The following is a 26,264-nucleotide window of genomic DNA, read 5'->3' as shown; positions in this document are numbered from 1 at the left end:
GATTCCATCACTCGTGCGCGATGGCCGCCAGTACGTTCATGCGCGATGCACGCAACGCCGGGAGCAGCGCCGCCACGACTCCCACCACCGCCGAGCCGATCACCACCGCGACGATCGTGAACCACGGGATCGCGAGGGCCGCCATGCCCTGGAGGGCCAGCACCTCGTGTGTGCACACGCCCCACACCAGCCCCAGCGCGAGCCCCAGGACGGCCCCGAACACCGCGATCACCACCGACTCCAGCCGGATCATCCGCCGCAGCTGCCGCCGCGCCAGCCCGATCGCCCTCAGCAGCCCGATCTCCCTGGTGCGCTCGACGACCGACAGCGCGAGGGTGTTGACCACCCCGAGCACCGCGATGATGATCGCCAGCCCCAGCAGCGCGTACACGAGGTACAGCAGGACGGCGATCTGGTCGTGGACGAGCTGCTTGTAGTCGGCCAGGTCCCGCACCTGCACCTGCGGGTACGGATCCAGGGTCCGCTCCAGGTTCGCGCGCAGGTCGTCGTCGCTCGTGCCGGGGGCGGCGTTGACGTACAGCGCGGAGTCCTGCCCGCCGGGCGCGTACCGCTCCAGGGTGGCGAGGCCGAAGTAGAGCCCGCCCTGCGTGCCGAATCCCTCGGCGGCGTCCTGGTCGGTGAGGGCGCCGACCGTCAGCTCGGCCCTGCGCCCGCCCGGGAACTCCACCGGGACCGTGCCGCCCACCCGTACGTCGTGGTCGCGTGCGAAGTCCCGGTCCATGGCGAGGTGCCCGTTCGCGAGCGCGGCGGCCGAGTCCCCTTGCACGTAGGTGATGTTGGCGACCTCGTCGAGCCGCGGATCGTAGCCCGCGGCGGTCGTCTCCACGCGGTCGCCGTCCGGGAGCCGCACCGCGACCGGCGTGAACCGCCCCCGCACGAGCAGGCCGACGCCCTCGGTGCCGCGCACCTCGTCGGTGACCTCCTTCGGGAACGGCAGGAAGTTGGTGTTCTGGATCACGAAGTCGGCGCCCAGCGTCTTGTCGATCTGCTGGTCGAACGAGGCGGTCATCGACTCGCTCGCCACCGACATCCCGCCGACCAGGGCGAGGCCCACCATGAGGGCGGCCGCGGTGGCTCCGGTACGGCGGGGATTGCGCAGGGCGTTGCGCTGGCTCATCCGGCCGATCGACCCGAACAGCGCGGGGAAGGCCGCGCCGAGCACGCGGATCACCGGGCGCACCAGCAGCGGACCGGCGATCACGGTCGCGATCAGGGAGAGCACGACACCGAGCCCCAGCAGGGACGCCGCCGACGACGTCCGCTCCGACACCGCGCACCCGACGAGCGCCGCCGCACCGGCCGCCCCGACGACCGCGCCCGCCACCGCCCGCACCCGCAGCGGCCGGCCCACCCCGGCGACCTCGGCGTCCGAGAGCGCGGCCATCGGCGAGACCCCCGAGGCCCGTCGCGCGGGCAGGTACGCGGCGACGAAGGTGACGCCGAGACCGACGACGTACGCCGTCACGGGCGTCACCCAGCCGATGACCATCTCGTCGGCGGCGATGTTCATGCCGAGCAGGCCCATCAGCTCGATGAGCCCGGCCGCGAGCCCGATGCCCACGGCGAGCCCCAGCGTGGAGCCGACTAGTCCGAGCAGCAGGGCCTCGGCGAGCACCGAGCGGCGGACCTGGCGCCGGTCGGCGCCGAGCGCGCGCAGCAGCCCCAGCTCGCGGGTGCGCTGGGCGATGAGCATGGAGAAGGTGTTGACGATCAGGAACACGCCCACCAGCACGGCGATCCCGGCGAAGCCGACCATGACGTACTTGATGACGTCGAGGAATCCACCCAGCTGCTCGACGTCCGACTTCGCCTGTTCGTCGGCGGTCCTGAAGTCGTAGGTGTGCGCGCCGAGCGCGGCGGCCACGCGCTGCTTGAGCTGCTCGTCGGTGACACCGTCGGCGGCGTCGACCGAGATGCCGGTGGCCGCCCGCGGGCTGCCCAGCAGCTTCGTCGGCGCGGTGGAGGGATCGAGGAAGACCAGTGCGGCGCCGGGGTTGGTGGTGGTGAACGTGGCGATGCCGACGACCCGGACCTCGAACGACCCGGGCGGCGCGATCACGGTGAGCGTGTCGCCGATGCGCACGTCCTTGCGGTCGGCGGTCTCCGAGTCGAGCAGCGCCTGCCCGTCACCGCGCGGGGCGTGACCGGAGGTCAGCTCGACGGGGCTGCGCTCGGTCGGATTCCAGGCGGTGCCGAGGGTGGGAGCCCCGGTGGTGGGGCCGACCGGCTCGTTCTCCTCGTCGACGACGGTGAGGCCGTCCACGTCCACCTCGGCGCGTGCCGCCGCGACACCGTCGACCTGCCGCACGCGTTCGGCCAGCGCGGCCGGCAGAGTGGCCGTCCGGCCGGAGGGCACCGCCTCGTCGAGGTCCTCCTTCGGGCTGACGGTGACATCGGCCGCGGTGGAGGCGAACAGCCGGTCGAACGTGCGGCTGACGGTGTCCGAGAAGATCAGGCTGCCCGTGACGAACGCGACGGACAGCAGGACGGCGAGCGCCGAGAGCAGCAGCCGCCCCTTGTGCGCCAGGAAGCTCCTCAGGGTCGCCTTGAGCACGGGATCAGTTCTCCTCGGACGCCGCCGGGGCGTCGTCGAAACGGGTCCGGATCACGTCGAAACGCTTCATGCGCTCCAGCACGGACTCCGCCGTCGGCCGCCGCATCTCGTCGACGATCCGGCCGTCCCCGAGGAAGAGCACCAGGTCGGAGTGGGCGGCGGCGCCCGGGTCGTGGGTGACCATGACGACGGTCTGCCCGAGGTGGTCCACCGCCTCGCGCAGGAAGCCGAGCACCTCCAGGCCGGCGCGCGAGTCGAGGTTGCCGGTCGGCTCGTCCGCGAAGATCAGCTCGGGCCGGGAGGCCAGCGCCCGCGCACAGGCCACTCGCTGCTGCTGGCCGCCGGAGAGCTGTGACGGCCGGTGCCGGAGCCGGTCGCGCAGCCCGAGTGTGTCGATCACCTGGTCCAGCCACTTCTCGTCGGGCTTCTTTGCCGCGATGTCCATGGGCAGGGTGATGTTCTCCAGCGCGTTCAGGGTCGGGATGAGGTTGAACGACTGGAACATGAACCCGATCCGGTCGCGGCGCAGCCGTGTCAGCTCGCGCTCCTTCAGGCCCGTGATCTCCGTGTCGCCGAGCCACACCTGCCCGGCCGAGACGGTGTCGAGCCCCGCCAGGCAGTGCATCAGCGTGGACTTCCCGGAGCCCGACGGCCCCATCACCGCGGTGAACCGGCCGCGGACGATGTCGACGTCCACCGAGTCGAGCGCGAGCACGGTCGTCTCGCCCGAGCCGTACGCCTTGGTCAGACCGCGGGCCCGGGCCGCGATCCCGTCGGCCGGCGCGAGGCCGGGGACGTGCTCCGCAGCAGGTGTGGACAAGGCCGCCTCCTCATGGTGGACGTCGGATTTCGTCACCTTGCCTTGCCCGAGGGTAATGTGACGCGGCCCACACTCGGTATCCTCCTCGGGTCGGAGTCCCGCCCTTGCCGGTGCTAGCGCCTCCGCGCTAGCTTCGAGGTATGGCGAAGACCCAGCTGAACGTGCGAGTCGACGAAGGCACCGCCCGAGCCGCCCGCGAACGCGCCCTGGCCCGCGGCATGAGCGTCAACCGCTACATCGAGGAGCTGGTCAGGCAGGACACCGGCGAGGTGGGCCACACGTTCGTGGAGGCCGCCGCCGACTTCATGAAGCAGTACGAGTCCGTCTTCGCCGAGGAGTTCGGCCCGGATCGTGAAGGCACGCGCGAAGGTCGCCGCTGAACCCTTGAACAACCTCCGGATCGACCTCGCCTGGCTGCTGATGCTCGCCGAGCAGAAAACCCCGGGAGACCCCCAGGTCACCGACTGGGGAGCCCTCGTCGCCGCCGTCGCACGCCACCAGGCCGCCATATTCGACGTCCCCGTCTACGACAGCCCGCACGCCCGCGCCGCCGCGCTGCTCCAGCTCCTGATCCACGTCCCCGCGCTGGAACGCTCCAACGCCCTGTTCGCCTCCGCCGTCGCCTACGCGTACCTCGTCGCGAGCGGCGCCAAGGTCGTCACCTCACCCGAGCAGGTCCGCGACCTCGCCCGGCTGGTCAAGAGCGGCGAGGCGTCCGTGCGGGACATCGAGCAGGAGCTGCGCCAGTGGAGCCTGTGACCGCCCGGGCTACGAACTGACCGGGCGCCATGCCGTGCCCAGCACGCAGTACGAGATGGGCAGCGTCGGCCCCTCCTCCGGCATCAGCACCTGCCGGTAGGGGCCCAGCTCGAAACCGGCGTCCCGCAGCGCCCGCACCGGCTCCCGCGCCAGATGGCAGCCGCCGCTCAGCACCGGCCACACCGTCCGGTCCAGCGCGCGCTGGCTGAAGGTCATCACCCGGCCGCCGCCCCGGCCGTGCTCGAAGAACCGCACCTCACCGCCCGGCCGCAACACCCGTCGGAGCTCCGCGAGCGCCCGGGGCACGTCCCGCACACTGCACAGGACCAGGGACACCACGGCCGCGTCGAAGCCCTCGCTCTTGACCGGCAGCGCCTCGGCCGCACCCGGCACCACGTCGACCGGCACGTCCGCGCGCCGGGCGGCCTCCACGGCCAGTTGCCGCAGCCGCCGCTCCGGCTCGATGGCCACGACCTCCGAGACGGTGCCCGGGTAGTGCGCGAAGTTCAGCCCGTTGCCCGCGCCGATCTCGATCACCCGCCCCGACAGCCCGCCGAGCAGCCTCTCGCGGGCTCTGCCCACGCCCATCCGGGTCTCGGCGGTGGCACTGATCCGGGCGTAGCAACGGGCGAACACCGGATGGTGCACGGCATCCCGTGGCACCTTGCCGGAGCGGGCGGACCGGAGCGGCATGGAGACCTCCCTGACGAGGCGGGCCCTACCGTGATTGTCCCCCCGGACGAGCCCGGCGCACCCTGCCGTCTACCGCAGGAGTACGCGTCCCAGCACCGGCCGATGGTCACTCCCCGTCGCGTCCAGTGCCGACACCTCCGTCACCTCGACGCCCCGCCCCAGCACCTGGTCGATCCCCGCCACCGGCAGGGCGGCCGGCCAGCTGAACGCGAGCCCCGAGGCCGGAGCGTCGAGCCGGGAGGTGAGCGGACCGAGCCCGCGGTCCTGCATGGTGCCGTTGAGGTCGCCCACCACCAGGAGCCGGCCGGCCGGGTCGTCGGCGATCCGGGCGCCGAGCAGTGCCGCGCTCTCGTCACGGGCCGCCGAGGCGAACCCCGTCGGACCCAGCCGGACGGACGGCAGGTGGACCACGTACACCGCGACCTCCCCGCCGGGCGCGGCCACCGTGGCCCGCAGAGCGCGCCGCCAGCTCTCAGGGAAACCCTCGGGCCGGATGTCCACGGGCCGCACCTCCGAGAGGGGGTGTGCCGACCAGAGCCCGACCGTGCCGTGGAACGCCCGGTGCGGATGGGACGTGCCCAGGACGTCCTCGAACACGGGCCGCCGCGCGGGCGTGAGCTCCTGCACGGCCACCAGACCCGCGCGGGTGGCGCGCAGCGCCCGCGCGGTGCCCTCCGGGTCCGCGTTGTCGTCGGCCACGTTGTGCTGGACGACGGTCAGGTCGTACGACTCCGGCGGCGTGGAGAACCACAGTCCCCCGAACATCCACAACCAGACCGCCGCGGGCACGAGGCAGGCGAGGAGCCCCGCCACCGACCTCTTGAGCACGGCGAGGCAGGCGAGGAGAGGCACCGCCACGCCCAGCCACGGCAGGAACGTCTCCAGGAGGCTCCCGAGACGTCCGACACCGTTGGGCACGGCGGAGTGCAGGGCCAGCAGACCGGCGACACCGAGGCCGCCGCCGACGAGCCAGGCGTCCCACGGCCGTCCGCCTCTCACGCGCACCTCCCTACCCGAGTTCCGCCGCCAGCAGCGCGGCCGTCCCGGCCACCAGCGGATTGTCGGCCGGGGCGTCCTCCTCGGGCTGGGTCGTCAGGACCGACAACACGATCGGGGGGCCGTCCGGCGGCCAGGTGATGCCCACGTCGTTGGCGCCGCCGTGCCGTCCGCCGCCGGTCTTGTCGGCGAGCAGCCAGTCGGCGGGCAGGCCCTTGCGGAACTTCTCGGTGCTGGTGGTGTTCCGCAGCAGCCAGTCCGTGAGCCGTGCGCGGTCCCGGGGCTCCAGCGCGTCGCCGAGCACGAGACGGGCGTAGGACAGGCCGATGGCGCGGGGAGACGTCGTGTCGGTCACGCGCCACGGTTCCGCGCTGTTGAGCTCCGGTTCCCACCGGTCGAGCCGGGTGACACCGTCACCGATCGAGCGGGCGAAGCGCGTGACGGCGGTCGGTCCGCCCAGCTCCTTCAGGAGCAGGTTGCCCGCGGTGTTGTCGCTGAAGCGAATGGTCGCGTCGCACAGCTCGCCGATCGTCATGCCGGTTGAGACGTGCTCCTGGGTGATGGGGGAGTGCCCCGACTTCGTCACGTAGTCCTGGGTGTAGCGGATGCGCCTGGCCAGGAACTCGCCGTCGCGGTCGAGGTCGCGCAGGACGGCCGCGGCGGCGAGCGTCTTGAACACCGAGGCCATGGGGAAGCGTTCGTCGGCCCGGTACGCCACCGTACGGCCCGTGCGCAGATTGCGGGCGTACACACCCAGCCGGGCGGTGTGCTCCCGCTCCAGTTCCCTCAGCCGTGCGGTGACCCCGCCCGTGGCGGGTAAGGCGTGGGCCGTGCCGCCGCCCAGCGAGAGAGCGGCGGCGGCGCCCAGCGCGAGGGCCGTTCGACGGGACGGGCGTGGGTGTGTGGTGTGCACGGTGTTCCCTTCGGAGGTGATCACGTACGTAGTCCAACACGCGATCACATCCGCGCCGGTTTCACCGCGCGCCCGCCGGAACGCTCAGAACGCCCCGGGTGCCTCCCGCACCTGGAACGCCTCCGCGTCCCATGTGCCGTCCAGGCGCGGCGCCAGCCAGTGCGGTGCCGCCGCCCGGAAGGCGGCGGGGGAGAGGGCCCCCGACCCGGCGGGAACGGAGCCCAGCAACGGCGCTCCGGCCACGTCCGGCAGGTCCGCGAGGTTGCAGCGCGAGGCGAGGTCCGGCGCGGCGGGCCAGCTTCCGATCACGATCCCCGCCGGCCCCAGCCCCCTGGAGCGGAGTTCACGCGCCGTCAGCTCCGTCGTGTTCAGGGTGCCGAGCCCCGCCGACGCCACGACCAGCACCGGCGCCGACAGCAGCCGCGCCGCGTCCGCCAGGGTGCCGCCGGCCGGGTCGAACCGTACGAGCAGTCCGCCCGCGCCCTCGACGAGCACCAGGTCGTGCTCGGTGGCCAGTTTGGCGGCGGCCTCCGCGACCGCGTGCGGGTGGACGGGGGCGCGACCGGCCCGGCGGGCGGCCGTGGCGGGCGCCAACGGCTCGGGATAACGCGCGAGTTCCGCCGTCGTCACGGCACCGGCGAGCCGCGCGACCTCGGCGGCGTCCCCCGGCTCGTCCGGCCGTACGCCCGTCTGCGCGGCCTTCAGCACGGCCACCGAACGGCCGGCCGCCAGTGCCGTCGCGGCCACCGCGGCGGTCACGACCGTCTTGCCGACCTCCGTGCCCGTGCCCGTGATCACCAGTACCGACATGTCATCCCTCCCGCGCCGCCGCACACACCGCCCGCGCGATGCGCGCCACGTCCGCGTCGCCCGTCACGTACGGCGGCATGGTGTAGATCAGATCGCGGAACGGCCGCAGCCACACGCCCTCGCGTACGGCCGCCTCCGAGGCCGCCTTCATGTCCACGGCGTGATCCAGCTGCACGACGCCGATGGCGCCGAGCACCCGCACCTCCTCGACGCCCGGAAGATCCGAGGCCGCCGCGAGCCCGTCCCGGAGCCCCGCCTCGATCCGCTTGACCTCCGTGAGCCAGTCCTGGCCGAGCAGCAGCTCGATCGAGGCGCAGGCCACCGCAGCCGCCAGCGGATTGCCCATGAAGGTCGGGCCGTGCGCCAGCACCGGCACCTCGCCGCGCGAGATGCCGTCGGCCACCCGTGAAGTGCACAGCGTCGCCGCCATGGTCATGTATCCGCCGGTCAGCGCCTTGCCCACGCACATCACATCCGGGGGCACGGCCGCGTGCTCCGCCGCGAACAGCGCGCCGGTACGGCCGAAGCCGGTCGCGATCTCGTCGAACACCAGCAGCACGTCGTGCGCGTCGCACGCCTCGCGCAACACCCGCAGGTAGGCGGGGGAGTGGAACCGCATCCCGCCCGCGCCCTGCACCACCGGCTCCACGATCACCGCGGCCAGCTCGTCGGCGTGGCGCTCGATCGACGCCCGCAGCTCCTCGGCGTACGACTCCTCGTACGCGGCCGGAGGCGGACCGACGAACACCTGTCGCGGCAGCACACCGGTCCACAACTCGTGCATCCCGCCCTCGGGATCGCACACCGACATCGGCTGCCAGGTGTCGCCGTGGTAGCCGCCGCGCCAGGTCAGCAGCCGCTGCTTGCGGGGGCGTCCCAGGGAGCGCCAGTACTGGAGGCACATCTTGACCGCGACCTCGACCGACACGGACCCGGAGTCGGCGAGGAACACATGCTCCAGACCCTCGGGCGACATGTCGACAAGGAGCTTCGCCAGCCGTACGGCGGGCTCGTGGGTGAGCCCGCCGAACATCACGTGGCTCATCCGCTCCAGTTGCCCGCGCGCCGCCTCGTTCAGCACCGGGTGGTTGTAGCCGTGGATCGCCGACCACCAGGACGACATGCCGTCGACCAGCTCTCCCGAGCCGTCGGCGAGCCGCAGCCGCACCCCGCTCGCCGACTCCACGACGAGCGGTTCCTGCCGTCCGGGCATCGGGCCGTACGGATGCCACACGTGCCGCCGGTCGAGCTCCAGCAGTTCGGGCACCGTCAGCTCAGGCATTGGGCGCGAGGTCCGTTCCGGCCCCCCGGCGGCGGACGGCGACCAGGTCGGTACGGGGCTCGTCACCTCGCGAAGCAGATGCGGAACCACAAACTCCACCGCTCTCGTCCGAGCCGCACCCGCCGCCGTCGTGGCAGCCGCCGGCCGTGCGGTGCTCCGGCAGCGTCACCTGGTCGGTGCCCTCCACCTCGAACCCGGCGTCCGCGATCATCTCCAGGTCGGCCTTGCCCGCCTGGCCCTCGGTGGTGAGGTAGTCGCCGAGGAAGATCGAGTTGGCCAGGTGCAGGGCGAGCGGCTGCATCGTGCGCAGATGGACCTCCCGGCCGCCCGCGATGCGCACCTCGACGTCCGGGCACACGAAGCGCACCATGGCCAGGATCCGCAGGCAGCGCTGCGGGGTGAGGTTCCACTCCTTGGCGAGCGGGGTGCCCTCGACCGGGATCAGGAAGTTGACCGGAACCGAGTCCGGGTCCAGCTCGCGCAGCGAGTAGACGACGTCGACCAGGTCCTCGTCCGACTCGCCCATGCCGGCGATCAGCCCGGAGCAGGCGGACAGCCCCGCCGCATGGGCCTTCTCGACGGTGTCCACGCGGTCGGCGTACGTGTGCGTGGTGGTGATCTCCCCGTACGTCGCCTCGGACGTGTTGAGGTTGTGGTTGTAGGCGTCGGCGCCCGCCTCGCGCAGCCGCTCGGCCTGTCCGTCGGAGAGCAGCCCCAGGCAGGCGCACACCTCGACGCCCTCGTTCTTCTCCTTGATGGTCCTGATCGTCTCGGAGACCCGGTCCACGTCCCGGTCGGTCGGACCGCGCCCGCTGGCCACCAGGCACACCCGCTTGGCGCCCCCGGCCACCCCGGCCGCCGCCGCGTCGGAGGCCTGGTCCGGTTTGAGCCAGGTGTACTTCAGGATCCCGGCCTGGGAGCCGAGCCGCTGCGAACAGTACGAGCAGTCCTCGGGGCACAGGCCGGACTTCAGATTGACGAGATAGTTGAGTTTCACCCGCCGGCCGAACCAGTGCCGGCGCACCTTCCCGGCCGCGGCCACCACATCGAGCAGGTCGTCGTCGGACGTCGCGAGGACGGCCAGTGCCTCTTGTCGGGTCGGCCGCTCGCGCCGAAGCCCCTTGTCCACCAGCGTGTTCAGCAGGTCCATGGGAGCCGATCCTGTCCTACGGAGGCGCCCCGGGCCAAGGAGACTTCGTACAACAGAGTCGCTTCGAGGTGTGGGTATTGCCACACACTGACCTGCTGGAGGTCCCGCTAGTGTCTGTGCACTGCCTACAAATTCCCCGGAGGACCACCCATGGCGTTCGGCTGGATCGACGAGCAGGCGCGGCTGCGCCGCCACGCCGGACTCGTACGGACTCTGCGCCCCCGTCCGGCCGTTTCACCGCTCCTCGACCTGGCGAGCAACGACTACCTGGGACTGGCCCACCACCCCGAGGTCACCGAGGGCGCGGCCCGTGCCGCGCGGGTCTGGGGCGGCGGTTCGACCGGCTCCCGGCTCGTGACCGGCAGCACCGAACTGCACGCCGAACTGGAACAGGAACTGGCCGGTTTCTGCGGTGCCGAGGCGGCCCTGGTCTTCTCCTCCGGTTACGCGGCCAACCTCGCGGCGGTCACCGCGCTGGCCCCGCACGGCTCCCTCATCGTCTCCGACGCGGGCAACCACGCCTCGCTCATCGACGGCTGCCGGCTGGCCCGCGGCACGACCCAGGTGGTGGCGCACGCTGAGCCGGACGCCGTGCGCAAGGCGCTGCACACGCACGAGGGCCCGGCGATCACCGTGTCCGACACGGTCTTCTCGGTCGACGGCGACGCGGCCCCGCTCGCCGCACTCGCCGCGGCGTGCCGGGAGCACGGCGCCGGGCTGGTGGTCGACGACGCCCACGGCCTGGGCGTCCTCGGCGACGGCGGCCGCGGCGCCCCGCACGCGGCGGGACTCGCCGGCGCCGACGACCTGGTCGTGACGGTCACGCTGTCCAAGTCGCTCGGCAGCCAGGGCGGAGCCGTCCTCGGCCCCGCCCGGGTGATCGACCACCTGGTCAACGCGGCACGGACGTTCATCTTCGACACGGGTCTCGCCCCCGCGGCGGCGGGGGCGGCCCTGTCGGCACTGCGGCTGCTGCGCCGCGAGCCGGAGCGGGCGGCGCGGGCCCGTGCGGTGGCGGGCGAGTTGTACGCACGCCTGACCGCCGCGGGCCTGGAAGCGGTACGTCCAGACGCCGCGGTGGTCTCGGTGCGGGCGCCCTCCCCCGAGGACGCCGTGCGCTGGGCGGCCGAGTGCCGCGCGGCGGGCCTGGCCGTGGGCTGCTTCCGTCCTCCTTCCGTGCCCGACGGCATCTCACGGCTCAGGCTGACCGCCCGCGCGGACCTGACCGGCGAACAGATCGAACGCGCTGTACGGCTGATCGGCGAGACGCGGCCATGAGTCGGCGTGACACGGCCGTGCGTCGCTCGACGGCGGACTGATCAGAAGGCGTTCGGGATTCGGTTCAGATGCGGTCGACCGCGGCCGTGAACTCCGCCCAGCTCCTCGGGGAGAAGAGCAGCGCGGGCCCGGCCGGGTCCTTGGAGTCGCGCACGGCGAGCAGCCCGGCCCAGGGCGGGGCGTCCGGACACGCGGTCTCGACGCAGTTGTTCGCGCCGGTGCTGTAGCTGCTGCGCAACCACCGCGCTCCGTGCAGCTCGATGCTTGAGGGGACGTGACGAGGCAGTGCACGCATGGTGCCTCCTTACGCGCCGGTGGCTGTCCCGGCGATGAAATCCAACGAGTCCTCGGGCGAAAGGGCGTGGATCTGAAGGGCGTTGAAGGCCTCCGTGTAGGCCTGGAGGTCTTCTTTCCGTTCGAGGTAGAGGCTACTCGTCAAGTGGTCGAGAACAACCACATCCAGATCAGATGTGTTCGAAAATGAGAAGATAACGAAAGGGCCGGTGACGCCGATGTGCGCCCCGGCGGCGAACGGCAGCACCTGGAGCCGCACTTGGGGCAGCCGCGCCGCTTCGACCAGTCGTTCGAGCTGCCGGGCCATGACCCCCGGCCCGCCCACCTCCCTCCGCAGCACCGCCTCGTCCAGGACGGCGCTCAGTTCCAGCGGCGGATCCGCGCGCAGCACGTCCTGCCGGGCCAGCCGCACCTCGACCAGCGTGTCGAGCCGGTCCTCCGACAGGCCCTCCACCGCCGCCTTCGTCACCGCACGGGCGTACTCGGGCGTCTGGAGCAGCCCCGGGACGACGGTGGTCTCCAGCGTGCGCATCGCCCCGGCCTGGGACTCCAGGCTGATGAAGTCCCGGTAGGTCGGCGGCAGCACCCCGCGGTAGGCGTGCCACCAGTGGTGCCGGCCGCCGCTGTCGTCGGACCCCGCCAACATCATGAGCAGCTCGCGCAGTTGTGTGTCCGCCACGGTGTACGCGTCGAGAAGTAACCGCACGTCGGCCGGTTTCACCCCGCTCGTGCCCGTCTCGATACGGCTGACCTTCGACTGGTGCCAGCCCACCAGCCGGGCCGCCTCACCACTGGTGAGCCCCGCCGACGTGCGCAGCGCGCGAAGTTCGGCGCCCAGTTTCCGGCGGCGCACCGCGGGACCGTGCTGCATGGGCTACTCCTTACTCCTTCCGAGCCACCCAAATACGGTCTCGCGTCGCAGAGTTCACCGCATTGAGCGACAGATATATGCATATCTTGGTGGATCGCCGCCCTTCAGGGGTGTTCTGGTGGCACTCTGGCGACGAAGCACCAGTCCGGGACCGTACTCGAACATTCCGCTCCGTGTCGGACTGCGGTCCCGTTGGGAAAGGGACGACGTCGCCATGGCAGACCATTTGGAAGCATCCGTCACTCTGCCGAGCGATCCCGCCTCGGTCTCCGCGGCGCGCGCCTACGTGGTGGGCACGCTGGCGGAGTGGGGCCTGCCGGCGGACACGGAAGTGTCCGACTCCATCCGGCTCATCATCTCCGAACTCGCCACCAACGCCGTCCAGCACACCTTCGGACAGTCGCCCACCTTCACGGTGGACATCGCACTCGACCGCGACGAACACCTGCACATCGGCGTCACGGACAGCCACCCACGATTTCCCAGACGCCTGCCTGCCGCCGTCCAGCAGGACAACGGCCGCGGTCTCGTCATCATCCGCTGGCTGACCGCGGAGTGCGGCGGCAGGCTCAGGATCCGCCCCACCCGCGAGGGCGGAAAGACCATCTCGATCGAACTCCCGTGGACCGTCCCGGCCCGGCCCGTGACGGCGGCGGGACAGCAGGAGCCGTGAGCTCACCGCGTCTCTGACGTGTGCCGCGCGCGGCCGAACGCCCCGCGCAACAAGGCCCGGAAGGCCTCCACAGCAGGCGCCGCCTCCTCGCCCCGGTAGGCGACCGAGATCGTACGGCGCAGCTCGCCCGCCCCGAGCGGGCGCACCCCGACCGGCGTGACCGACGTCCGCGCCACCATCTCCGGTACGACGCCCACCCCGAGTCCCGCGCTGACCAGCGCGCACACCAGCGCATACCCGGGCGTCGACACCAGGACCGACGGACTGGCCCCGGCCCGGGCCAGCGCCGCCTCCACACCCTGCCGGGACGGATGCTCCGGCGCCATGCTGATCAGCGGCTGACCCGCCAGTTCCGTCAAGGGAAGCCTGGACGTGCCGTCGGCGAGGGCATGCCCCGGGGCGGTCACCAGCACCAGCTCCTCGACCAGGACCGGCTCCATGCGCACGGAGGCGGGCGGCGGCAGGGCGTCGGCGGGCTCGTACGTGTGCGTCAGGGCCAGGTCGATCTCACCGGCGGCCACGGCCGTGACACCGGTCGGCGGTTCGTGGTCGGCGACGGACAGCTCCACATCCGGGTGAGCCCGCCGGAACGCGCTGAGCACCGGCGGCAGCAGATGGATGCCCGCCGTCTGGAACGTCCCGAGCCTCAGGACACCCCCCGAGAGACCGGCCAGCCGGGCCAGTTCGTGGCGGGCCAGTTCCAGCTCGTCGAGCACGCGCCGGGCACGCGCCACCAGCAGCTCGCCCGCGCCCGTCAGCCGCGTCCCGCGGTGATGCCGGACCAGCAGTGCCGAGCCCGCCTCCCGCTCCAGCTTGGCCAGTTGCTGGGAGAGCGCGGGCGGGGTGTAGCCGAGGCGCTCGGCGGCCCGGGTGATCGACCCGGCCTCCGCGACGGCGACCAGCGCCGCCAGCCGGGTCGGGTCGTACATGCCGCTGACCTCCTCAGACCAAAGCAGTGCTTAAGGCCTGCCCAGGATATTCGACATACCTGCTGAAGGCTCCGGCCCGGCAAGCTGGCCGTATGGACGCACAACTCATCGCCTTCACCGGGGTGGCGGCGGGCATGGTCGCCATGCCGGGCGCCGACTTCACGGTCGTCGTGCGCAACGCCCTGGTCTCCCGCCGCGCCGGCGTCGCCTGCGCGCTCGGCATCGCGGGCGGGCTGCTCCTGCACACCGCGCTGGCCGTGGCGGGCGTCGCCGCGGTCCTGGCCGCCGTGCCCGCGCTGTTCCGCACGCTCCAGCTGCTGGGCGGCGGCTATGTCCTGTACCTGGGAGTGCGGACGCTGTGGTCGCTGCGCCGGCCCCGCGCCGTGCCCGTCGCGGCCACCGGGACCATCGCGTCCACCGCGCGCCCCCTGCGGCAGGGCTTCGTCACGAACGCACTGAACCCGAAAGCACCCATCACCTTCCTCAGCCTGCTGCCGCAGTTCGTGCCCGCGGGCAGTCCCGCGCTGCCCCGGACGCTGCTGCTGGCGCTGATCGTGGTGGTCCTCGCCCTGCTGTGGTTCCCGGCCGTGGCGCTGCTGGTGGACCGGCTGGGCCGGTGGCTGCGCGAACCACGGGCCGCGCGGGCCGTCGAGGGGGTCACCGGCGCCGCGCTGACGCTTCTCGGTGTGCTGCTCCTTCTCGAACCGCTGAGGGCTGCCTGATGGTGCCGCGCTGCGGCGCGGGGATCCGGACGGTGCCCTGGGGCACCGGCTCCTCCACGGTGGCCTCCGGCCGCCCGGGGCCGCCGTGCGTCTCCTGCCGCAGCCCGGCCCGCCGCACCAGCCGGGGGAGCAGCCCCCACAGGCCGACGCAGACCAGGAACGTCGCCGCGCCGGCGGCGATGCCGCCGGTCCTACTGGTCGTCACATCCACCACCAGCAGTACGGAACCGCTGAACGCGAACACCAGCACGATCAGGCCGGTGGTGGCCAGTCGTGAGGAGACCTGCACGATGCGGGGCTTGGCGCCCTGCTGGAAGAGCGAGCGGTGCAGCGCCGCCGGCGCGGTGAAAAGCGCCGCCGCCAGGACCGCCAGCAGCAGAGTGATGACGTAGGTGACGCGCTGGACCGTGTCGAGGGACGTGAAGCGCGAGGTGAACGCGAGCGACAACAGGAACGCGAACAGGATCTGTACGCCCGTCTGGGTGACCCGGAGCTCCTGGAGCAGCTCGACGAAGTTCCGGTCGGCGCGTTGCAGCGGGGTCTCGCCGCGTGCGGTGCAGGGACGGTGCTCGGCCATGGGGTGACGGGTAACCACTTGAGACCGTGTCACGCTCCGGCGTGCGGCGGCGCGCCAGGGACGCCGCCGCACGCCGGGCGGATCACTTCACGCGCCCGTACCAGACGCTCTTGGTCCAGATCTTCTGCAGCCGCACCACGTCCCCGCTCTTCGGGGCGTGCCAGAGCTTGTTCTTACCCGCGTAGATACCCACGTGGTACACGTTGCTGCCCGAGTGGAAGAACACCAGGTCTCCCGCCTTGCGGTTCTTGGCGGAGATGTGGCGCGTCTTGTTGTACTGCTGGGCGGCCGTGCGGGGGAGCTTCTTGCCGACCTTCTTGAACGAGTAGAGCGTGAGCCCGGAGCAGTCGAACCTGTTCGGACCGGTGGCCCCGTACTTGTAGGGCGAACCCTTCTTCGAGGCCGCTATCTGGAGTGCCTTCGTCCCATGGGTGGCCGCCGAGGCCTCCGAGGAGAAGCCGGGGGCCACGATCGAGCCGCCCACCGCGGCGATGGTGAGGGCCGAGGCCGTACCGGCCCGGACCATGAGCGACGGGACACGATTCAGCGCAGTCATGCGCAACCCTTCGTCAGCCGCCTGTGAAGGATGACCTGTCGGATTCGGGCTGGCGAAGTTGCCCGGCCGCTGACGCGGCTTCACCCCAAGGGCTGCTCGGACCCGGTCATGGCGTGACCGTCCCGGCGACCCGTCGTGCTTGGGTCCTCCACTCCTGCCGATCCACTCCTGTCGACCGGTCATCCAGGCGGCGGCAGGACTCGGCGTCCGCCCGGATCGCCCCGCCGCTGTGGCGGGGTCTTGTCGTCAGTCAGGGATCTTGACTCATGCTTGTCCCGAAATCCCAACGGAACCGGGGATTTGTGTTGTTACTCACCACTCACCTGTTCGGGTGGACACGTCTGTGTTTGAGCCACCGTCCACAGGTCCATGGGCGGCCGGACCAGGCATGGAATGTCCCATTCCGCCCCACGGCTACGCGCGTTGCGCAACTGCGAGGGCCAAAAAAAGGACTCCCGTCTACTCCGAACAGAGGTACGTCATTCGGACCGTTTCGACTCAGGCCCGGACGCTCCGTCGACAGGGCGGGCGTCCGACCGACGGATCCCCGTCAACTGACGGACTCCGGGGGCAGGCTGACGCGAGCCGTGCGCCGCTCGCCGTCCAGCACCCGCAGCGCCCGGCCGAGCGTGCCGGCGTGCAGTTCCGTCTCGCCCCGCTGGTGCATCAGGGTCAGCGCGTCACGCAGCGCCGTCGCCTTGCCCACCAGGGCCTGGGCGGCGCGCAGTCCGCGGTAGGTGTCGCCGGGCAGCGCCGGGTTGATCCGGCCGAGCAGGTCGACGACCTCCAGGTAACGGTCGATCAACTCCGCCTCGGCGCGGGTCAGCGCGGGCAGTGGCGGCAGTTCGGGCGGGAGCACCGGTGCTCACTCCCCGGTCGGCGGGGCCAGGGTGGCCTTGCGGTGGGGGACGATCCGGTCCACCAGGCCGTACGCCACCGCCTCCTGGGCGGTCAGGACCTTGTCGCGCTCGATGTCCTCGCCGACCTGCTCCCGGGTACGGCCCGTGTGCCGCGCGAGCAGCTCCTCCATGCGGGTCCGGATGCGGATCAACTCGTCGGCCTGGATCGCCAGATCGCTGGCCTGCCCGCGGACCGGCTCGGGCAGCGCGGGCTGATGGAGCACCAGACGTGCGTCCGGCAGCGCGAACCGCTTGCCGGGTGTGCCCGCCGCCAGCAGCACCGAGGCGGCCGCGCCGGCCTGGCCCAGGCAGATCGTCTCCACGTCACAGGAGACGTACTGCATCGTGTCGTAGATGGCCGACAAGGCGTGGAAGGTGCCGCCGGGGGAGTTGACGTACAGCGAGATGTCGCGGTCGGGGGCCTGGTGTTCGAGGTACATGAACTGGGCCATGACGTCGTTCGCCGAGGTCTCGTCCACCGCCGTCCCGAGGAAGACGATCCGCTCCTCCAGGAGCTTCGAGTACGGATCCATCGTCCGTTGCCCGGACGCCGTGCGTTCGGTGAACTCGGGCAGCACATAACGGGCGGACGGTCGGGTCATGGTGAACCCCTCCTCGCGGCAGAGCCGTCTCCGGCGACAGCTCTCTCTGTAAAAAATGTACAGGACGTACATGACGTTATGATGGCTTTATGGCCTACGAGATTCCGGTGACACAAGCCAGGGCTGAGCTCGCCGACCTGATCAACCGCGTGGTGTACGGCGGTGAACGCGTCGTCGTCACCCGGCACGGCAAGCCCCTCGTCGCCCTCGTCTCAGCCGATGACCTGCGGCGACTCGAGGAGACCGCGGGACCCGCGGAGCCCGCGGAGGAGCAGGTGATCAGCGCGGTCTCCACGGTCCGCGAGGTCGCGTCCGCTCCTGGCGAACCCCAGCGGTTCGGCATCGCGGCGGAGCACCGGAGGCCCGGCCCGGCCTGACGAAAGACCGTGCATCCCCGTCCGCTACAGCGGGGACGCACGGTCGCTTCTGTGGACGCCGCCCGGGCGCGCGGCGGGGCGGTGGTCAGCCGACCGCCGACGGCTCTCGCCGGTCGGGCGCGGGCTCACTGCCCGTCTTCCGTGCCCGGAGCGAGCTGCCGAGCAGTACGGCACCCAGGCCCAGCGCCGCCCACCAGGTCAGGGTCAGCGCGGGGCCGGTCGCCGCCGCGCCGTCGAAGTACGACACCGAGCGCAGCAGTGTCGTACCCGCGCCGGGCGGCAGCCACTGGCCGATCGCGCCGGCCGGCTCCGGCAGCATCTGCGGGGCTGAAGTGGCGCCGGAGAAGGGATTGCCCAGCAGCATCACCACCGCGGCGCCGATGCCCGTGCCGGCGGGGCCGAACAGGGCGGCGAGGCCGGCGACGGCACCGCTGACGGCCACCGTGGACAGGCCGAGCGCCGCTGCCTCCGCCCACCAGTCGCCGCCGAGCGCCCCGAGCCAGCTGTGCGCGATCCCGGCCGCGACCGCGCCCACCAGGGCGGACGCCCCGAGCAGCGCGAGCACGGCCCGGACGCCGCGCAGTCCCAGCAGGGTGACCACCGCACCCGCCGCGATGCCGGCCAGGGCGAGCGGCAGTACGGCGGCGTTCAGCACCGCGCCGCGTGGATCACTGGCGGGGGTGGGTACGACGTCGACCGTCTCGACCTGTGCGCCCCCGGCGGCGGCCTGCTGTGCCACGGCCTGCTGGAGGAACTGTGCGACAGTCGGTCCGGCCGCGGACGCGGTGAGCAGCTCGGGCCCCTGCGGCGTGACCACGACGGCGCCGTAGACGCTGCGGTCCTGGATGGCGTCCCGGGCGGCGGCCTCGTCGGCGTAGCGGTGGATCTCGAAGGCGCCCTCGTGCCGCTCCAGCTGCCGCTCCACCTGAGCCGCCGCGGCGGGTGATCCGGCCACGCCCAGCGGCAGGTCGCGGGGTGCTGTACGGGAGGCCGGCCAGGCGAAGGCCCACAAAGCGAGGGCCGCTAGGACGGGCACGAGGACGACGACCGCGATCAGTCGGCGGTTGCGGGCAGGCATGAGGGTCTCCTGAAGGGAGCGGAACCGGAGCGGGAGCTGAGCTAGAGCTGAGCTGAAGCGCTAAAAAGAAGGATCGTTCGTTTTGCTCTGCTCTCACCGTGCTCCGCTCGCGGTGGCTTGTCAAGAAGGAATATTCGTTTTACGTTGGGGATCATGGCCCGCGTGTCCCAGGAACATCTCGACGCCCGCCGCCGCCAGATCCTCGACGGCGCCGCGCTCTGCTTCGCCCGCAACGGCTTTCACGCCACGTCCATGCAGGACGTGCTGAAGGAGGTCGACCTTTCGGCGGGTGCGGTGTACCGCTACTTCAGCGGCAAGGAGGAACTGATCGGAGCGATCGTCGCCGAGGTGCTCGGGTCGGTCCGCGGAGCCTTCGAGGAAGCGGCCCGGCAGAGTCCGCCCCCGCCGCCCGACGAACTCGTCGCCTCCGTCCTCGGTAAGACGCTCGCCGCTCGCGAGTCCCTGGTCGTCGACGGCCGGCCCGCCTTTCCGCGGCTCGTCATCCAGGTCTGGACGGAGACGCTGCGCAACGAGGAGCTCGCGGCCCTTCTGCGGGAGGGCTACGGCTCGGTCCACGCGGCCTGGGGGAGGATCGTCGAGGGCTACCAGGAGGCCGGGATGATGCGGGCGGACGTGGCGCCGGACGATGTGGCCCGCACGATGATCGCCGCCGTGCTCGGGTTCATCGCACAGCAGTCCCTCGTCGGGCCGGCCCCGGTCGAGATCCTCCGGGACGGTCTGCGGGCACTGATGAGCATGCGGGACGAGGACGCGGCAATTGGTGGATCACAGCTCGGTTAACGTGCTCGAAACGCGGTCCAATTAGCCTGCCGCTCCACGCCACCTGGCACTTTGCCCCGTGGCCGCGGCAACCGGGCCCCGCACGGTCCGGAGCGAGGACTGTGAGGTGGGACGTGCAACTGACCCCGCACGAGCAAGAGAGGCTGCTGATCCACGTGGCGGCCGACGTGGCCGAGAAGCGCCGGGCCCGCGGGCTGAAGCTCAACCACCCCGAGGCGGTCGCCCTCATCACGTCGCACATCCTCGAAGGTGCCCGCGACGGCCGTACCGTCGCCGAACTCATGTCCTCCGGACGCAAACTGCTCACCAGGGACGACGTCATGGAAGGCGTCCCGGAGATGATCCACGACGTCCAGGTCGAGGCCACCTTCCCGGACGGCACCAAGCTCGTCACCGTCCACGAGCCCATCGTCTGAGAGAGGTCTCGATGATTCCCGGAGAGATCCTCTTCGCCGACGACCCGATTGCGTACAACGAGGGCCGCGAGGTCACCCGGCTCACCGTCCTCAACGCCGCCGACCGCCCAGTCCAGGTCGGCTCCCACTACCACTTCGCCGAGGCCAACCCCGGTCTGGAGTTCGACCGCGCCGCCGCGCGCGGCAAGCGGCTGAACGTCGCCGCCGGCACGGCCGTGCGCTTCGAACCCGGGATCCCCGTCGACGTCGAACTCGTTCCGCTGACCGGCGCCCGCGTCGTGCCCGGTCTGCGCGGGGAGACCGGAGGTGCCCTCGATGCCTGAGATCTCGCGTGCCGCGTACGCCGACCTGTTCGGCCCGACGACCGGCGACCGGATCCGGCTCGCCGACACCGATCTGCTGGTCGAGATCGAGGAGGATCGTTCGGGCGGACCCGGGCTCGCCGGTGACGAGGCCGTGTTCGGCGGCGGCAAGGTCATCCGCGAGTCGATGGGCCAGGCCCGTGCCACCCGTGCGGAGGGCACGCCGGACACCGTCATCACCGGCGCGGTGATCATCGACCACTGGGGCATCGTCAAGGCCGACGTCGGCATCCGCGACGGGCGGATCACCGGGATCGGCAAGGCCGGCAACCCCGACACCATGGACGGCGTCCACCCGGACCTGGTCATCGGCCCCGAGACCGAGATCATCGCCGGTAACGGGCGAATCCTCACGGCGGGCGCGATCGACGCCCACGTGCACTTCATCTGCCCGCAGATCGCCGACGAGGCGCTGTCCTCGGGCGTCACCACCCTCGTCGGCGGCGGTACGGGCCCGGCCGAGGGCTCCAAGGCCACCACCGTGACCCCCGGGCCCTGGCATCTCGCGCGGATGCTGGAGGCCATGGAGGCCTATCCGCTCAACATCGGCCTGCTCGGCAAGGGCAACACCGTCTCCCACGAGGCGATGCTGTCGCAGATCCGGGGCGGCGCGCTCGGGCTGAAGCTGCACGAGGACTGGGGCTCGACCCCGGCCGTCATCGACGCCTCGCTGACCGTCGCCGGACAGACCGGCATCCAGGTCGCCATCCACACGGACACGCTCAACGAGGCCGGGTTCGTCGGCGACACGCTCGCCGCGATCGCCGGGCGGGGCATCCACGCGTACCACACCGAGGGCGCCGGCGGCGGGCACGCGCCGGACATCATGACCGTGGTCTCCGAGCCGCACGTGCTGCCGAGCTCCACGAACCCGACCCGGCCGTTCACCGTCAACACCGCCGAGGAACACCTCGACATGCTGATGGTGTGCCATCACCTCAACCCGGCCGTGCCGGAGGACCTGGCCTTCGCCGAGTCCCGCATCCGGCCGTCCACGATCGGCGCCGAGGACGTGCTGCACGACCTGGGCGCGATCTCGATCATCTCCTCCGACGCGCAGGCCATGGGGCGCGTGGGCGAGGTCATCATGCGGACCTGGCAGACCGCCCACGTGATGAAGCGGCGCCGGGGCGCGCTGCCCGGGGACGGCCGCGCCGACAACCGCCGGGCGCGCCGGTACGTCGCCAAGTACACGATCAACCCGGCACTCGCCCAGGGCCTGGCCCGGGAGATCGGCTCCGTCGAGAGCGGCAAGCTGGCCGACCTGGTGCTGTGGGAGCCGGCGTTCTTCGGCGTCAAGCCGCAGCTGGTCCTCAAGGGCGGGCAGATCGCCTACGCGCAGATGGGCGACGCCAACGCCTCGATCCCCACGCCACAGCCGGTCCTGCCGCGCCCGATGTTCGGGGCGATCGGGCGGGCACCCGCCGCGAACTCCCTCAACTTCGTCGCCCCCCTGGCCGTCGAGGACGGGCTGCCGGAGCGGCTCGGCCTCGGGAAGCGGTTCGTGGCGATCGAGTCGACGCGCGGGGTGACCAAGGCCGACATGCGGGAGAACGACGCCCGGCCCGAGGTACGGGTCGACCCCGACAGCTTCGCCGTGCACATCGACGGGGAGCTGGTCGAGGCGGCGCCGGCGGCCGAACTGCCCATGGCCCAGCGGTACTTCCTGTTCTGAGGACGTCCTGATGTCACGTGCGGCACTTCTCGTCCTGGCCGACGGCCGCTTTCCCGCCGGCGGCCACGCCCACTCCGGCGGCGCGGAGGCGGCGGTCAAGGCCGGGCGGATCAGCGGGGCGGCGAGCCTGGCGGACTTCTGCCGGGGTCGGCTGCACACGGCCGGCTCGGTGGCGGCGGCCCTCGCGGCGGCCGCCGCGCTGGGGATCGACCCCGTCGCGCTGGACCGCGCCGCGGACGCCCGTACGCCCTCGCCCGCGCTGCGCGTCGCCGCGCGCAAGCTGGGGCGGCAGCTGATGCGCGCCGCCCGGGCGACCTGGCCGTCCGCCGAACTGGACGCGCTGGCCATGGAGTTCCCCAAGGGGGCCCACCAGCCGGTGGTGCTCGGGCTGGCGGCGCGGGCGGCCGGTCTCGGGCCGGTCGACGCGGCGTACTGCGCGGCGTACGAGAGCGTCAGCGGGCCGGCCACGGCGACGGTGCGGTTGCTGAGTCTGGATCCCTTCGACGCGACGGGGGTGCTGGCCCGGCTGGCACCGGAGGCGGACCGCGTCGTGGACCGCGCGGTGGAAGCGGCGCGGAGGGTGGTCGACGAGGGCGTCGACGCGTTGCCTGCGGGGTCGGCGCCGCTGCTGGAGATCGGGGCGGAGATACACGCGGGCTGGCCCGTGCGGCTGTTCGCCTCCTAGGCAGAACCTCCGCCCACCACTTGAATCAGTCGGACAAGAACGCAGGAGCCGCCCCATGCACCTCGACCACACACACGACGGCCCCGGCGCCGTGAGCGCCGACGCCCTCCGGCCCGACGGCGGCCGCAGGGCCCTGCGCATCGGACTCGGCGGGCCCGTCGGATCCGGGAAGACCGCCACCGTCGCCGCGCTGTGCCGCGCGTTGCGGGACGAGCTGTCCCTCGCGGTCGTCACCAACGACATCTACACCCGCGAGGACGCCGAGTTCCTGCTCCGCGAGGCCGTGCTGCCGCCCGAGCGGATCACGGCGGTGGAGACGGGAGCCTGCCCGCACACCGCGATCCGGGACGACATCTCCGCGAACCTGGAAGCGGTGGAGGACCTGGAGGACGCCGTCGGGCCGCTGGACCTGGTCCTCGTGGAGTCCGGTGGGGACAACCTCACCGCGACCTTCTCCAAGGGGCTCGTCGACGCGCAGATCTTCGTGATCGACGTGGCGGGAGGCGACGACATTCCGCGCAAGGGCGGTCCGGGCGTGACCACCGCCGACCTGCTCGTCGTCAACAAGACCGACCTCGCCCCGTACGTCGGCTCCGACCTCGCGCGGATGGCGGCCGACGCCAAGGCGCAGCGGGCCGAGCTGCCGGTCGTCTTCCAGTCCTTGCGGAGCGAGCCCGGGGTGACGGATGTCGCCGCCTGGGTGCGTGCGCAGCTCGCCGCGTGGGCGGCACGAGCGTGAACAGCTCCGGCGTGCGGTCCGTCGCGACGATCGTCGCCCGGGACGACGGCCGGGGCGGGACGGCCCTGCCCGTGCTGGAGAGCGACGGACCGCTGGCGCTGCGGCGCACCCGGGGGAGCGGTGCCGAGGCACGGGTCATGCTGGTCGGGGCGATGAGCGGGCCGCTCGGCGGCGACCACTTCACCGTGCGGGCCCGGGTGGAGGAGGGAGCTCGGCTGTCCGTCGGCTCGGCCGCCGCCACCATCGCCCTGCCGGGGCAGACCAAGGGAGAGGCCCGTTACGACGTCCGGCTCGACGTCGCCGACCGGGCCGAACTGCACTGGCTGCCCGAGCAGTTGATCTCCGTCCAGGGCAGCGACCTGTATGTCACGACCCGCATCGAGCTCGCCGCGACCGCCCGGCTGGTGCTGCGCGAGGAGCAGGTGCTCGGGCGGGCGGGTGAGGAACCCGGGCGGCTGACGAGCCGGCTGACCGTACGGGTCGCCGGGCAGGCCGTGCTCGACCAGGAGCTCGCCTGCGGGCCCGGCGCGCCGGGCGGCTGGGACGGTCCCGCGGTCCTCGCGGGTCACCGGGCGGTCGGGCAACTGATCGTCGTACGACCGGAGTTCGCCGCCGAGCCGGTGCCGGCCAGGGCACTCGGGGAAGGGGCCTCGGTCGTCCCGCTCGCCGGTCCCGCCGCCCTGGTGACCGCCGTGGCGCCGGACGCGCTGCGGCTGCGACGGCTGCTCGACGAGGCACTGGCCTCACTCGTGCGGATGTAGACATCCGCTCACGCCCCGAACCAGGCGTCCTCCGCCGCGTAGTCGAACAGGTCCGGGTAGATCCGTGCGAGAGTCGGGAACGCCTCCCGCCAGTCCTGCCCGGACAGCCGGCGGGTGAGCCAGTCGACCGTCTCCGGCAGGCTCTCGGGGTAGAACACGACCGGCCGGTAGCCCAACTCCCGTTCCGCGGCGGACATGTCGAAGACCACCGGCAGCTCCACCGACCAGGGCGAGCTGCCCACGGACGGCGAGGGTGCGGCCCCGTCCACGAGGACGGTCTCCGTCTCCACCCCCATCACCGCGTCCACCGCCGACCCGATCTCGGCCACCGTCAGAGGCTGCGGATCACAGGCGTTGAGCACCCGGGATCCGGGCCGGGCGGCCGCCAGCCGGATCAGTTCGGCGATGTTGCGGGCAGCCGACGTGTGGAAGAGGCTCTCACCCCGGTGGGCGAGCACCCTCCTGCGCCGGCCGTCGAGGTTGCGTTTCACGAAGTACAGCTCGCGGGGGAGCGGGCTGTGGGGACCGTGGATCGCGCCCGCGCGCAGCAGGGTCGTGGGCAACCGGTCGCCCGCCGCGATGAGTTCCCTCTCCAGGGCGGCCTTGCCGGTGCTGTACGTGGCGTCCCCCGGCGGGACCGTCGGCTGGTCCTCCCGTACGGGCACGGGGTACTGCGGGAAGCCGCCCGGCTCGCTCATCGTGTCGAAGCCGCGGCCCGTGCCGTCCCCGTACACCGACACCGTCGACATGACCACGGCCGAGCCGACGCGGTCGGCCAGTCCGGTCAACTGCCGCGCGTGCCCGGCCCCGTAGGCGACGATGTCGACCACGAGGTCGCAGCCGTCACCGATCAGCTCGCCGAGGGCCGCGTCGTCCTCGCGGTCCAGCCGCCGCGTCACTACCTCGCCGGGCCAGCTCTCGTCCCGGGTTCCGCGGCGCGACGCGGCCGTCACCTCCCAGCCGTCCCGCGCCAGCGCCTCCACCGCGGGCCGTCCGATCTGCCCGCCGGCCCCGATCACCACAGCACGTCTCATGCTGCGACCGTAGAGGGGCGAGGCGGCCGGGGAGACGGCTTCTGCCGACAGCAGAGCCTCAAGTGAGCGGCAGGCGCGGGAACTTCCGCTCCTTCGCGGCGGCGGCGGCCTCCTCGGCCTTCACGACGGCCGCGTACTGGTCGACGTACTCCTGCTCGGACAGGGAGAGGATCGCGTACATGATCTCGTCGGTGACGGCGCGCAGGATGGCCTTCTCGTTCTCCATGCCCTCGTAGCGGGAGAAGTCGAGGGGCTTGCCGAAGCGGATCACGACGGGGTGGACGTTGGGGATGACCTTGCCGGGCGGCTGGGCCTCGAAGGTGCCGATCATCGCGCAGGGGATGACCGGGACACCGGCCTTGAGGGCCATGACCGCGACGCCCACCTTGCCCTTGTAGAGCCGGCCGTCGTGCGAGCGCGTGCCCTCCGGGTAGATGCCGAGCAACTCGTCCTTGCTCAGCACACCGAGGCCCTCGCGGATCGCGGCCTGCCCGGCGTCCTTGCCGGAGCGGTCGACGGGGATCTGCCCGGCGCTGCGGAAGAACGACGCCGTCAGCCGGCCCTTGATGCCCGGGCCCGTGAAGTACTCGGCCTTCGCCAGGAAGGTGATGCGCCGCTTGAGGACGGCGGGCATCAGGAAGTGGTCCGAGAACGACAGGTGATTGCCGGCGATGATGGCGGCGCCCTCCGCCGGAACGTGCTCCAGGCCTTCTATCCGAGGCCGGAAGACCAGCCTCAGCAGCGGCCCGAGCAGCACGTATTTCAGCAGGTAGTAGAACAAAGCGGGCGCTCCTCGACTCTTGCGGTGGACTCAACCGCCGCGTTCCAGCAGGTCAACCGGCATGTCGTGGGGTGCCAGTGTAGGTGCAGGCATGGCCACCGGGCACCTCGTGGGACGGGACCGCGCGGATCCTTCACCGATTGACTGACGGTCAGT

General features: G+C 72.1%; 31 protein-coding genes and 1 riboswitch. Of the genes, 13 read left to right on the top strand and 18 right to left on the bottom strand.

All coding sequences use genetic code 11. The annotated features are described in order from the left end of the window. Positions 1–7: 7 nt before the first annotated feature. Together ABFX81_RS22750 and ABFX81_RS22745 are read right to left on the bottom strand one after the other, a co-directional pair. Positions 8–2,575 (bottom strand): ABC transporter permease, encoded by a 2,568-nt coding sequence (locus ABFX81_RS22750; RefSeq protein ID WP_346138561.1) that lies wholly within the window; start codon positions 2,573–2,575, stop codon positions 8–10. 4 nt (positions 2,576–2,579) lie between these two features. Beyond that, positions 2,580–3,395, bottom strand: a complete 816-nt coding sequence (locus ABFX81_RS22745; RefSeq protein ID WP_086853301.1) for an ATP-binding cassette domain-containing protein — start codon at positions 3,393–3,395, stop codon at positions 2,580–2,582. A 140-nt stretch (positions 3,396–3,535) separates the two neighbouring features. Between ABFX81_RS22745 and ABFX81_RS22740 the strand changes: the two genes are divergently transcribed. Continuing rightward, on the top strand, positions 3,536–3,775 hold the full coding sequence (locus ABFX81_RS22740) for a toxin-antitoxin system HicB family antitoxin (protein ID WP_086853303.1): 240 nt from the start codon (positions 3,536–3,538) through the stop codon (positions 3,773–3,775). Between the two features lie 4 nt (positions 3,776–3,779). Beyond that, positions 3,780–4,154, top strand: a complete 375-nt coding sequence (locus ABFX81_RS22735; RefSeq protein WP_086853323.1) for a fic family toxin-antitoxin system, toxin component — start codon at positions 3,780–3,782, stop codon at positions 4,152–4,154. A 9-nt stretch (positions 4,155–4,163) separates the two neighbouring features. On the opposite strand, the gene ABFX81_RS22730 is transcribed toward ABFX81_RS22735, so the two are convergent. The 6 genes from ABFX81_RS22730 to bioB form a co-directional block, all read right to left on the bottom strand. Further along, entirely contained in the window at positions 4,164–4,847 is a 684-nt protein-coding gene (locus ABFX81_RS22730; protein ID WP_086853305.1) for a methyltransferase domain-containing protein, read from the bottom strand. Between the two features lie 69 nt (positions 4,848–4,916). Next, positions 4,917–5,846: an endonuclease/exonuclease/phosphatase family protein gene (locus ABFX81_RS22725; protein ID WP_086853308.1), complete on the bottom strand. Its 930-nt coding sequence runs from the start codon at positions 5,844–5,846 to the stop codon at positions 4,917–4,919. A 10-nt stretch (positions 5,847–5,856) separates the two neighbouring features. After that, complete coding sequence (gene bla, locus ABFX81_RS22720) at positions 5,857–6,756, bottom strand: class A beta-lactamase (protein WP_346138560.1); 900 nt, start codon at positions 6,754–6,756, stop codon at positions 5,857–5,859. Positions 6,757–6,840: 84 nt separating this feature from the next. Beyond that, complete coding sequence (bioD, locus tag ABFX81_RS22715) at positions 6,841–7,566, bottom strand: dethiobiotin synthase (protein WP_086853310.1); 726 nt, start codon at positions 7,564–7,566, stop codon at positions 6,841–6,843. A gap of 1 nt (position 7,567) precedes the next feature. Next, complete coding sequence (locus ABFX81_RS22710; RefSeq protein WP_086853312.1) at positions 7,568–8,848, bottom strand: adenosylmethionine--8-amino-7-oxononanoate transaminase; 1,281 nt, start codon at positions 8,846–8,848, stop codon at positions 7,568–7,570. Continuing rightward, on the bottom strand, positions 8,841–9,998 hold the full coding sequence (gene bioB / locus ABFX81_RS22705) for a biotin synthase BioB (RefSeq protein WP_086853314.1): 1,158 nt from the start codon (positions 9,996–9,998) through the stop codon (positions 8,841–8,843). The genes ABFX81_RS22710 and bioB overlap by 8 nt, the downstream gene beginning before the upstream one ends. A gap of 150 nt (positions 9,999–10,148) precedes the next feature. On the opposite strand from bioB, the gene ABFX81_RS22700 reads away from it, so the two are divergent. Beyond that, positions 10,149–11,276 carry an aminotransferase class I/II-fold pyridoxal phosphate-dependent enzyme gene (locus tag ABFX81_RS22700; protein WP_086853316.1) on the top strand — a complete coding sequence of 376 codons (1,128 nt, stop codon included), beginning with the start codon at positions 10,149–10,151 and terminating at the stop codon, positions 11,274–11,276. A gap of 64 nt (positions 11,277–11,340) precedes the next feature. Here the strand turns inward: ABFX81_RS22700 and ABFX81_RS22695 are convergent, their stop codons facing one another. Together ABFX81_RS22695 and ABFX81_RS22690 are read right to left on the bottom strand one after the other, a co-directional pair. Further along, positions 11,341–11,571 (bottom strand): DUF397 domain-containing protein, encoded by a 231-nt coding sequence (locus ABFX81_RS22695; protein WP_086853318.1) that lies wholly within the window; start codon positions 11,569–11,571, stop codon positions 11,341–11,343. A gap of 9 nt (positions 11,572–11,580) precedes the next feature. Continuing rightward, on the bottom strand, positions 11,581–12,441 hold the full coding sequence (locus tag ABFX81_RS22690; RefSeq protein ID WP_086853320.1) for a Scr1 family TA system antitoxin-like transcriptional regulator: 861 nt from the start codon (positions 12,439–12,441) through the stop codon (positions 11,581–11,583). Between the two features lie 214 nt (positions 12,442–12,655). Here ABFX81_RS22690 and ABFX81_RS22685 point away from each other — a divergent pair, with 214 nt between their 5' ends. Continuing rightward, positions 12,656–13,114 carry an ATP-binding protein gene (locus ABFX81_RS22685; protein ID WP_346138559.1) on the top strand — a complete coding sequence of 153 codons (459 nt, stop codon included), beginning with the start codon at positions 12,656–12,658 and terminating at the stop codon, positions 13,112–13,114. 2 nt (positions 13,115–13,116) lie between these two features. On the opposite strand, the gene ABFX81_RS22680 is transcribed toward ABFX81_RS22685, so the two are convergent. Next, positions 13,117–14,043 (bottom strand): LysR substrate-binding domain-containing protein, encoded by a 927-nt coding sequence (locus ABFX81_RS22680; RefSeq protein ID WP_086855506.1) that lies wholly within the window; start codon positions 14,041–14,043, stop codon positions 13,117–13,119. A 92-nt stretch (positions 14,044–14,135) separates the two neighbouring features. Here ABFX81_RS22680 and ABFX81_RS22675 point away from each other — a divergent pair, with 92 nt between their 5' ends. Then, complete coding sequence (locus ABFX81_RS22675) at positions 14,136–14,765, top strand: LysE family translocator (protein ID WP_346138558.1); 630 nt, start codon at positions 14,136–14,138, stop codon at positions 14,763–14,765. Here ABFX81_RS22675 and ABFX81_RS22670 read toward each other — a convergent pair. The 4 genes from ABFX81_RS22670 to ABFX81_RS22655 form a co-directional block, all read right to left on the bottom strand. Continuing rightward, a complete protein-coding gene (locus ABFX81_RS22670) occupies positions 14,701–15,342 on the bottom strand; it encodes a DUF6328 family protein (RefSeq protein ID WP_086852509.1) in 642 nt (213 codons plus the stop codon). The genes ABFX81_RS22675 and ABFX81_RS22670 overlap by 65 nt on opposite strands. An 82-nt stretch (positions 15,343–15,424) precedes the next feature. Continuing rightward, on the bottom strand, positions 15,425–15,898 hold the full coding sequence (locus ABFX81_RS22665) for an NlpC/P60 family protein (protein WP_086852511.1): 474 nt from the start codon (positions 15,896–15,898) through the stop codon (positions 15,425–15,427). Between the two features lie 3 nt (positions 15,899–15,901). After that, positions 15,902–16,098, bottom strand: a riboswitch (cyclic di-AMP (ydaO/yuaA leader). A gap of 350 nt (positions 16,099–16,448) precedes the next feature. Beyond that, positions 16,449–16,757, bottom strand: a complete 309-nt coding sequence (locus ABFX81_RS22660) for a hypothetical protein (protein WP_086852513.1) — start codon at positions 16,755–16,757, stop codon at positions 16,449–16,451. A 6-nt stretch (positions 16,758–16,763) separates the two neighbouring features. After that, complete coding sequence (locus tag ABFX81_RS22655; RefSeq protein ID WP_086852515.1) at positions 16,764–17,399, bottom strand: ATP-dependent Clp protease proteolytic subunit; 636 nt, start codon at positions 17,397–17,399, stop codon at positions 16,764–16,766. Between the two features lie 89 nt (positions 17,400–17,488). On the opposite strand from ABFX81_RS22655, the gene ABFX81_RS22650 reads away from it, so the two are divergent. Beyond that, the gene (locus ABFX81_RS22650; protein ID WP_086852517.1) at positions 17,489–17,776 is read left to right on the top strand and encodes a type II toxin-antitoxin system prevent-host-death family antitoxin; all 288 of its coding nucleotides are present in this window, start codon (positions 17,489–17,491) and stop codon (positions 17,774–17,776) included. Between the two features lie 85 nt (positions 17,777–17,861). Here ABFX81_RS22650 and ABFX81_RS22645 read toward each other — a convergent pair whose 3' ends face one another. Continuing rightward, a complete protein-coding gene (locus tag ABFX81_RS22645; protein WP_086852520.1) occupies positions 17,862–18,854 on the bottom strand; it encodes an ABC transporter permease in 993 nt (330 codons plus the stop codon). Positions 18,855–19,007: 153 nt separating this feature from the next. On the opposite strand from ABFX81_RS22645, the gene ABFX81_RS22640 reads away from it, so the two are divergent. The 7 genes from ABFX81_RS22640 (at position 19,008) to ABFX81_RS22610 (ending at position 24,293) form a co-directional block, all read left to right on the top strand. Beyond that, entirely contained in the window at positions 19,008–19,655 is a 648-nt protein-coding gene (locus ABFX81_RS22640; protein ID WP_086852522.1) for a TetR family transcriptional regulator, read from the top strand. 113 nt (positions 19,656–19,768) lie between these two features. Continuing rightward, a complete protein-coding gene (locus ABFX81_RS22635; protein WP_086852524.1) occupies positions 19,769–20,071 on the top strand; it encodes an urease subunit gamma in 303 nt (100 codons plus the stop codon). Positions 20,072–20,082: 11 nt separating this feature from the next. Next, positions 20,083–20,394: an urease subunit beta gene (locus tag ABFX81_RS22630; RefSeq protein WP_086852527.1), complete on the top strand. Its 312-nt coding sequence runs from the start codon at positions 20,083–20,085 to the stop codon at positions 20,392–20,394. Continuing rightward, the gene (locus ABFX81_RS22625) at positions 20,387–22,108 is read left to right on the top strand and encodes an urease subunit alpha (RefSeq protein ID WP_086852529.1); all 1,722 of its coding nucleotides are present in this window, start codon (positions 20,387–20,389) and stop codon (positions 22,106–22,108) included. The genes ABFX81_RS22630 and ABFX81_RS22625 overlap by 8 nt, the downstream gene beginning before the upstream one ends. A 10-nt stretch (positions 22,109–22,118) precedes the next feature. After that, positions 22,119–22,793 carry an urease accessory protein UreF gene (locus ABFX81_RS22620; protein ID WP_086852531.1) on the top strand — a complete coding sequence of 225 codons (675 nt, stop codon included), beginning with the start codon at positions 22,119–22,121 and terminating at the stop codon, positions 22,791–22,793. 55 nt (positions 22,794–22,848) lie between these two features. After that, positions 22,849–23,532: an urease accessory protein UreG gene (gene ureG, locus ABFX81_RS22615; RefSeq protein WP_086852532.1), complete on the top strand. Its 684-nt coding sequence runs from the start codon at positions 22,849–22,851 to the stop codon at positions 23,530–23,532. Then, positions 23,514–24,293, top strand: coding sequence for an urease accessory protein UreD (locus ABFX81_RS22610; protein WP_346138557.1), 780 nt, complete (start codon positions 23,514–23,516; stop codon positions 24,291–24,293). The genes ureG and ABFX81_RS22610 overlap by 19 nt, the downstream gene beginning before the upstream one ends. A gap of 8 nt (positions 24,294–24,301) precedes the next feature. On the opposite strand, the gene ABFX81_RS22605 is transcribed toward ABFX81_RS22610, so the two are convergent. Continuing rightward, on the bottom strand, positions 24,302–25,327 hold the full coding sequence (locus ABFX81_RS22605; RefSeq protein WP_346138555.1) for an NAD-dependent epimerase/dehydratase family protein: 1,026 nt from the start codon (positions 25,325–25,327) through the stop codon (positions 24,302–24,304). Between the two features lie 58 nt (positions 25,328–25,385). After that, positions 25,386–26,108 (bottom strand): 1-acyl-sn-glycerol-3-phosphate acyltransferase, encoded by a 723-nt coding sequence (locus ABFX81_RS22600; protein WP_086852536.1) that lies wholly within the window; start codon positions 26,106–26,108, stop codon positions 25,386–25,388. Positions 26,109–26,264: the final 156 nt, after the last annotated feature.

Source organism: Streptomyces coeruleofuscus, from assembly GCF_039532725.1.
GTDB lineage: Bacteria > Actinomycetota > Actinomycetes > Streptomycetales > Streptomycetaceae > Streptomyces > Streptomyces coeruleofuscus.
Note: the sequence above shows the minus strand (reverse complement) of the source record. Positions and strands in the feature narration are given on the sequence as shown.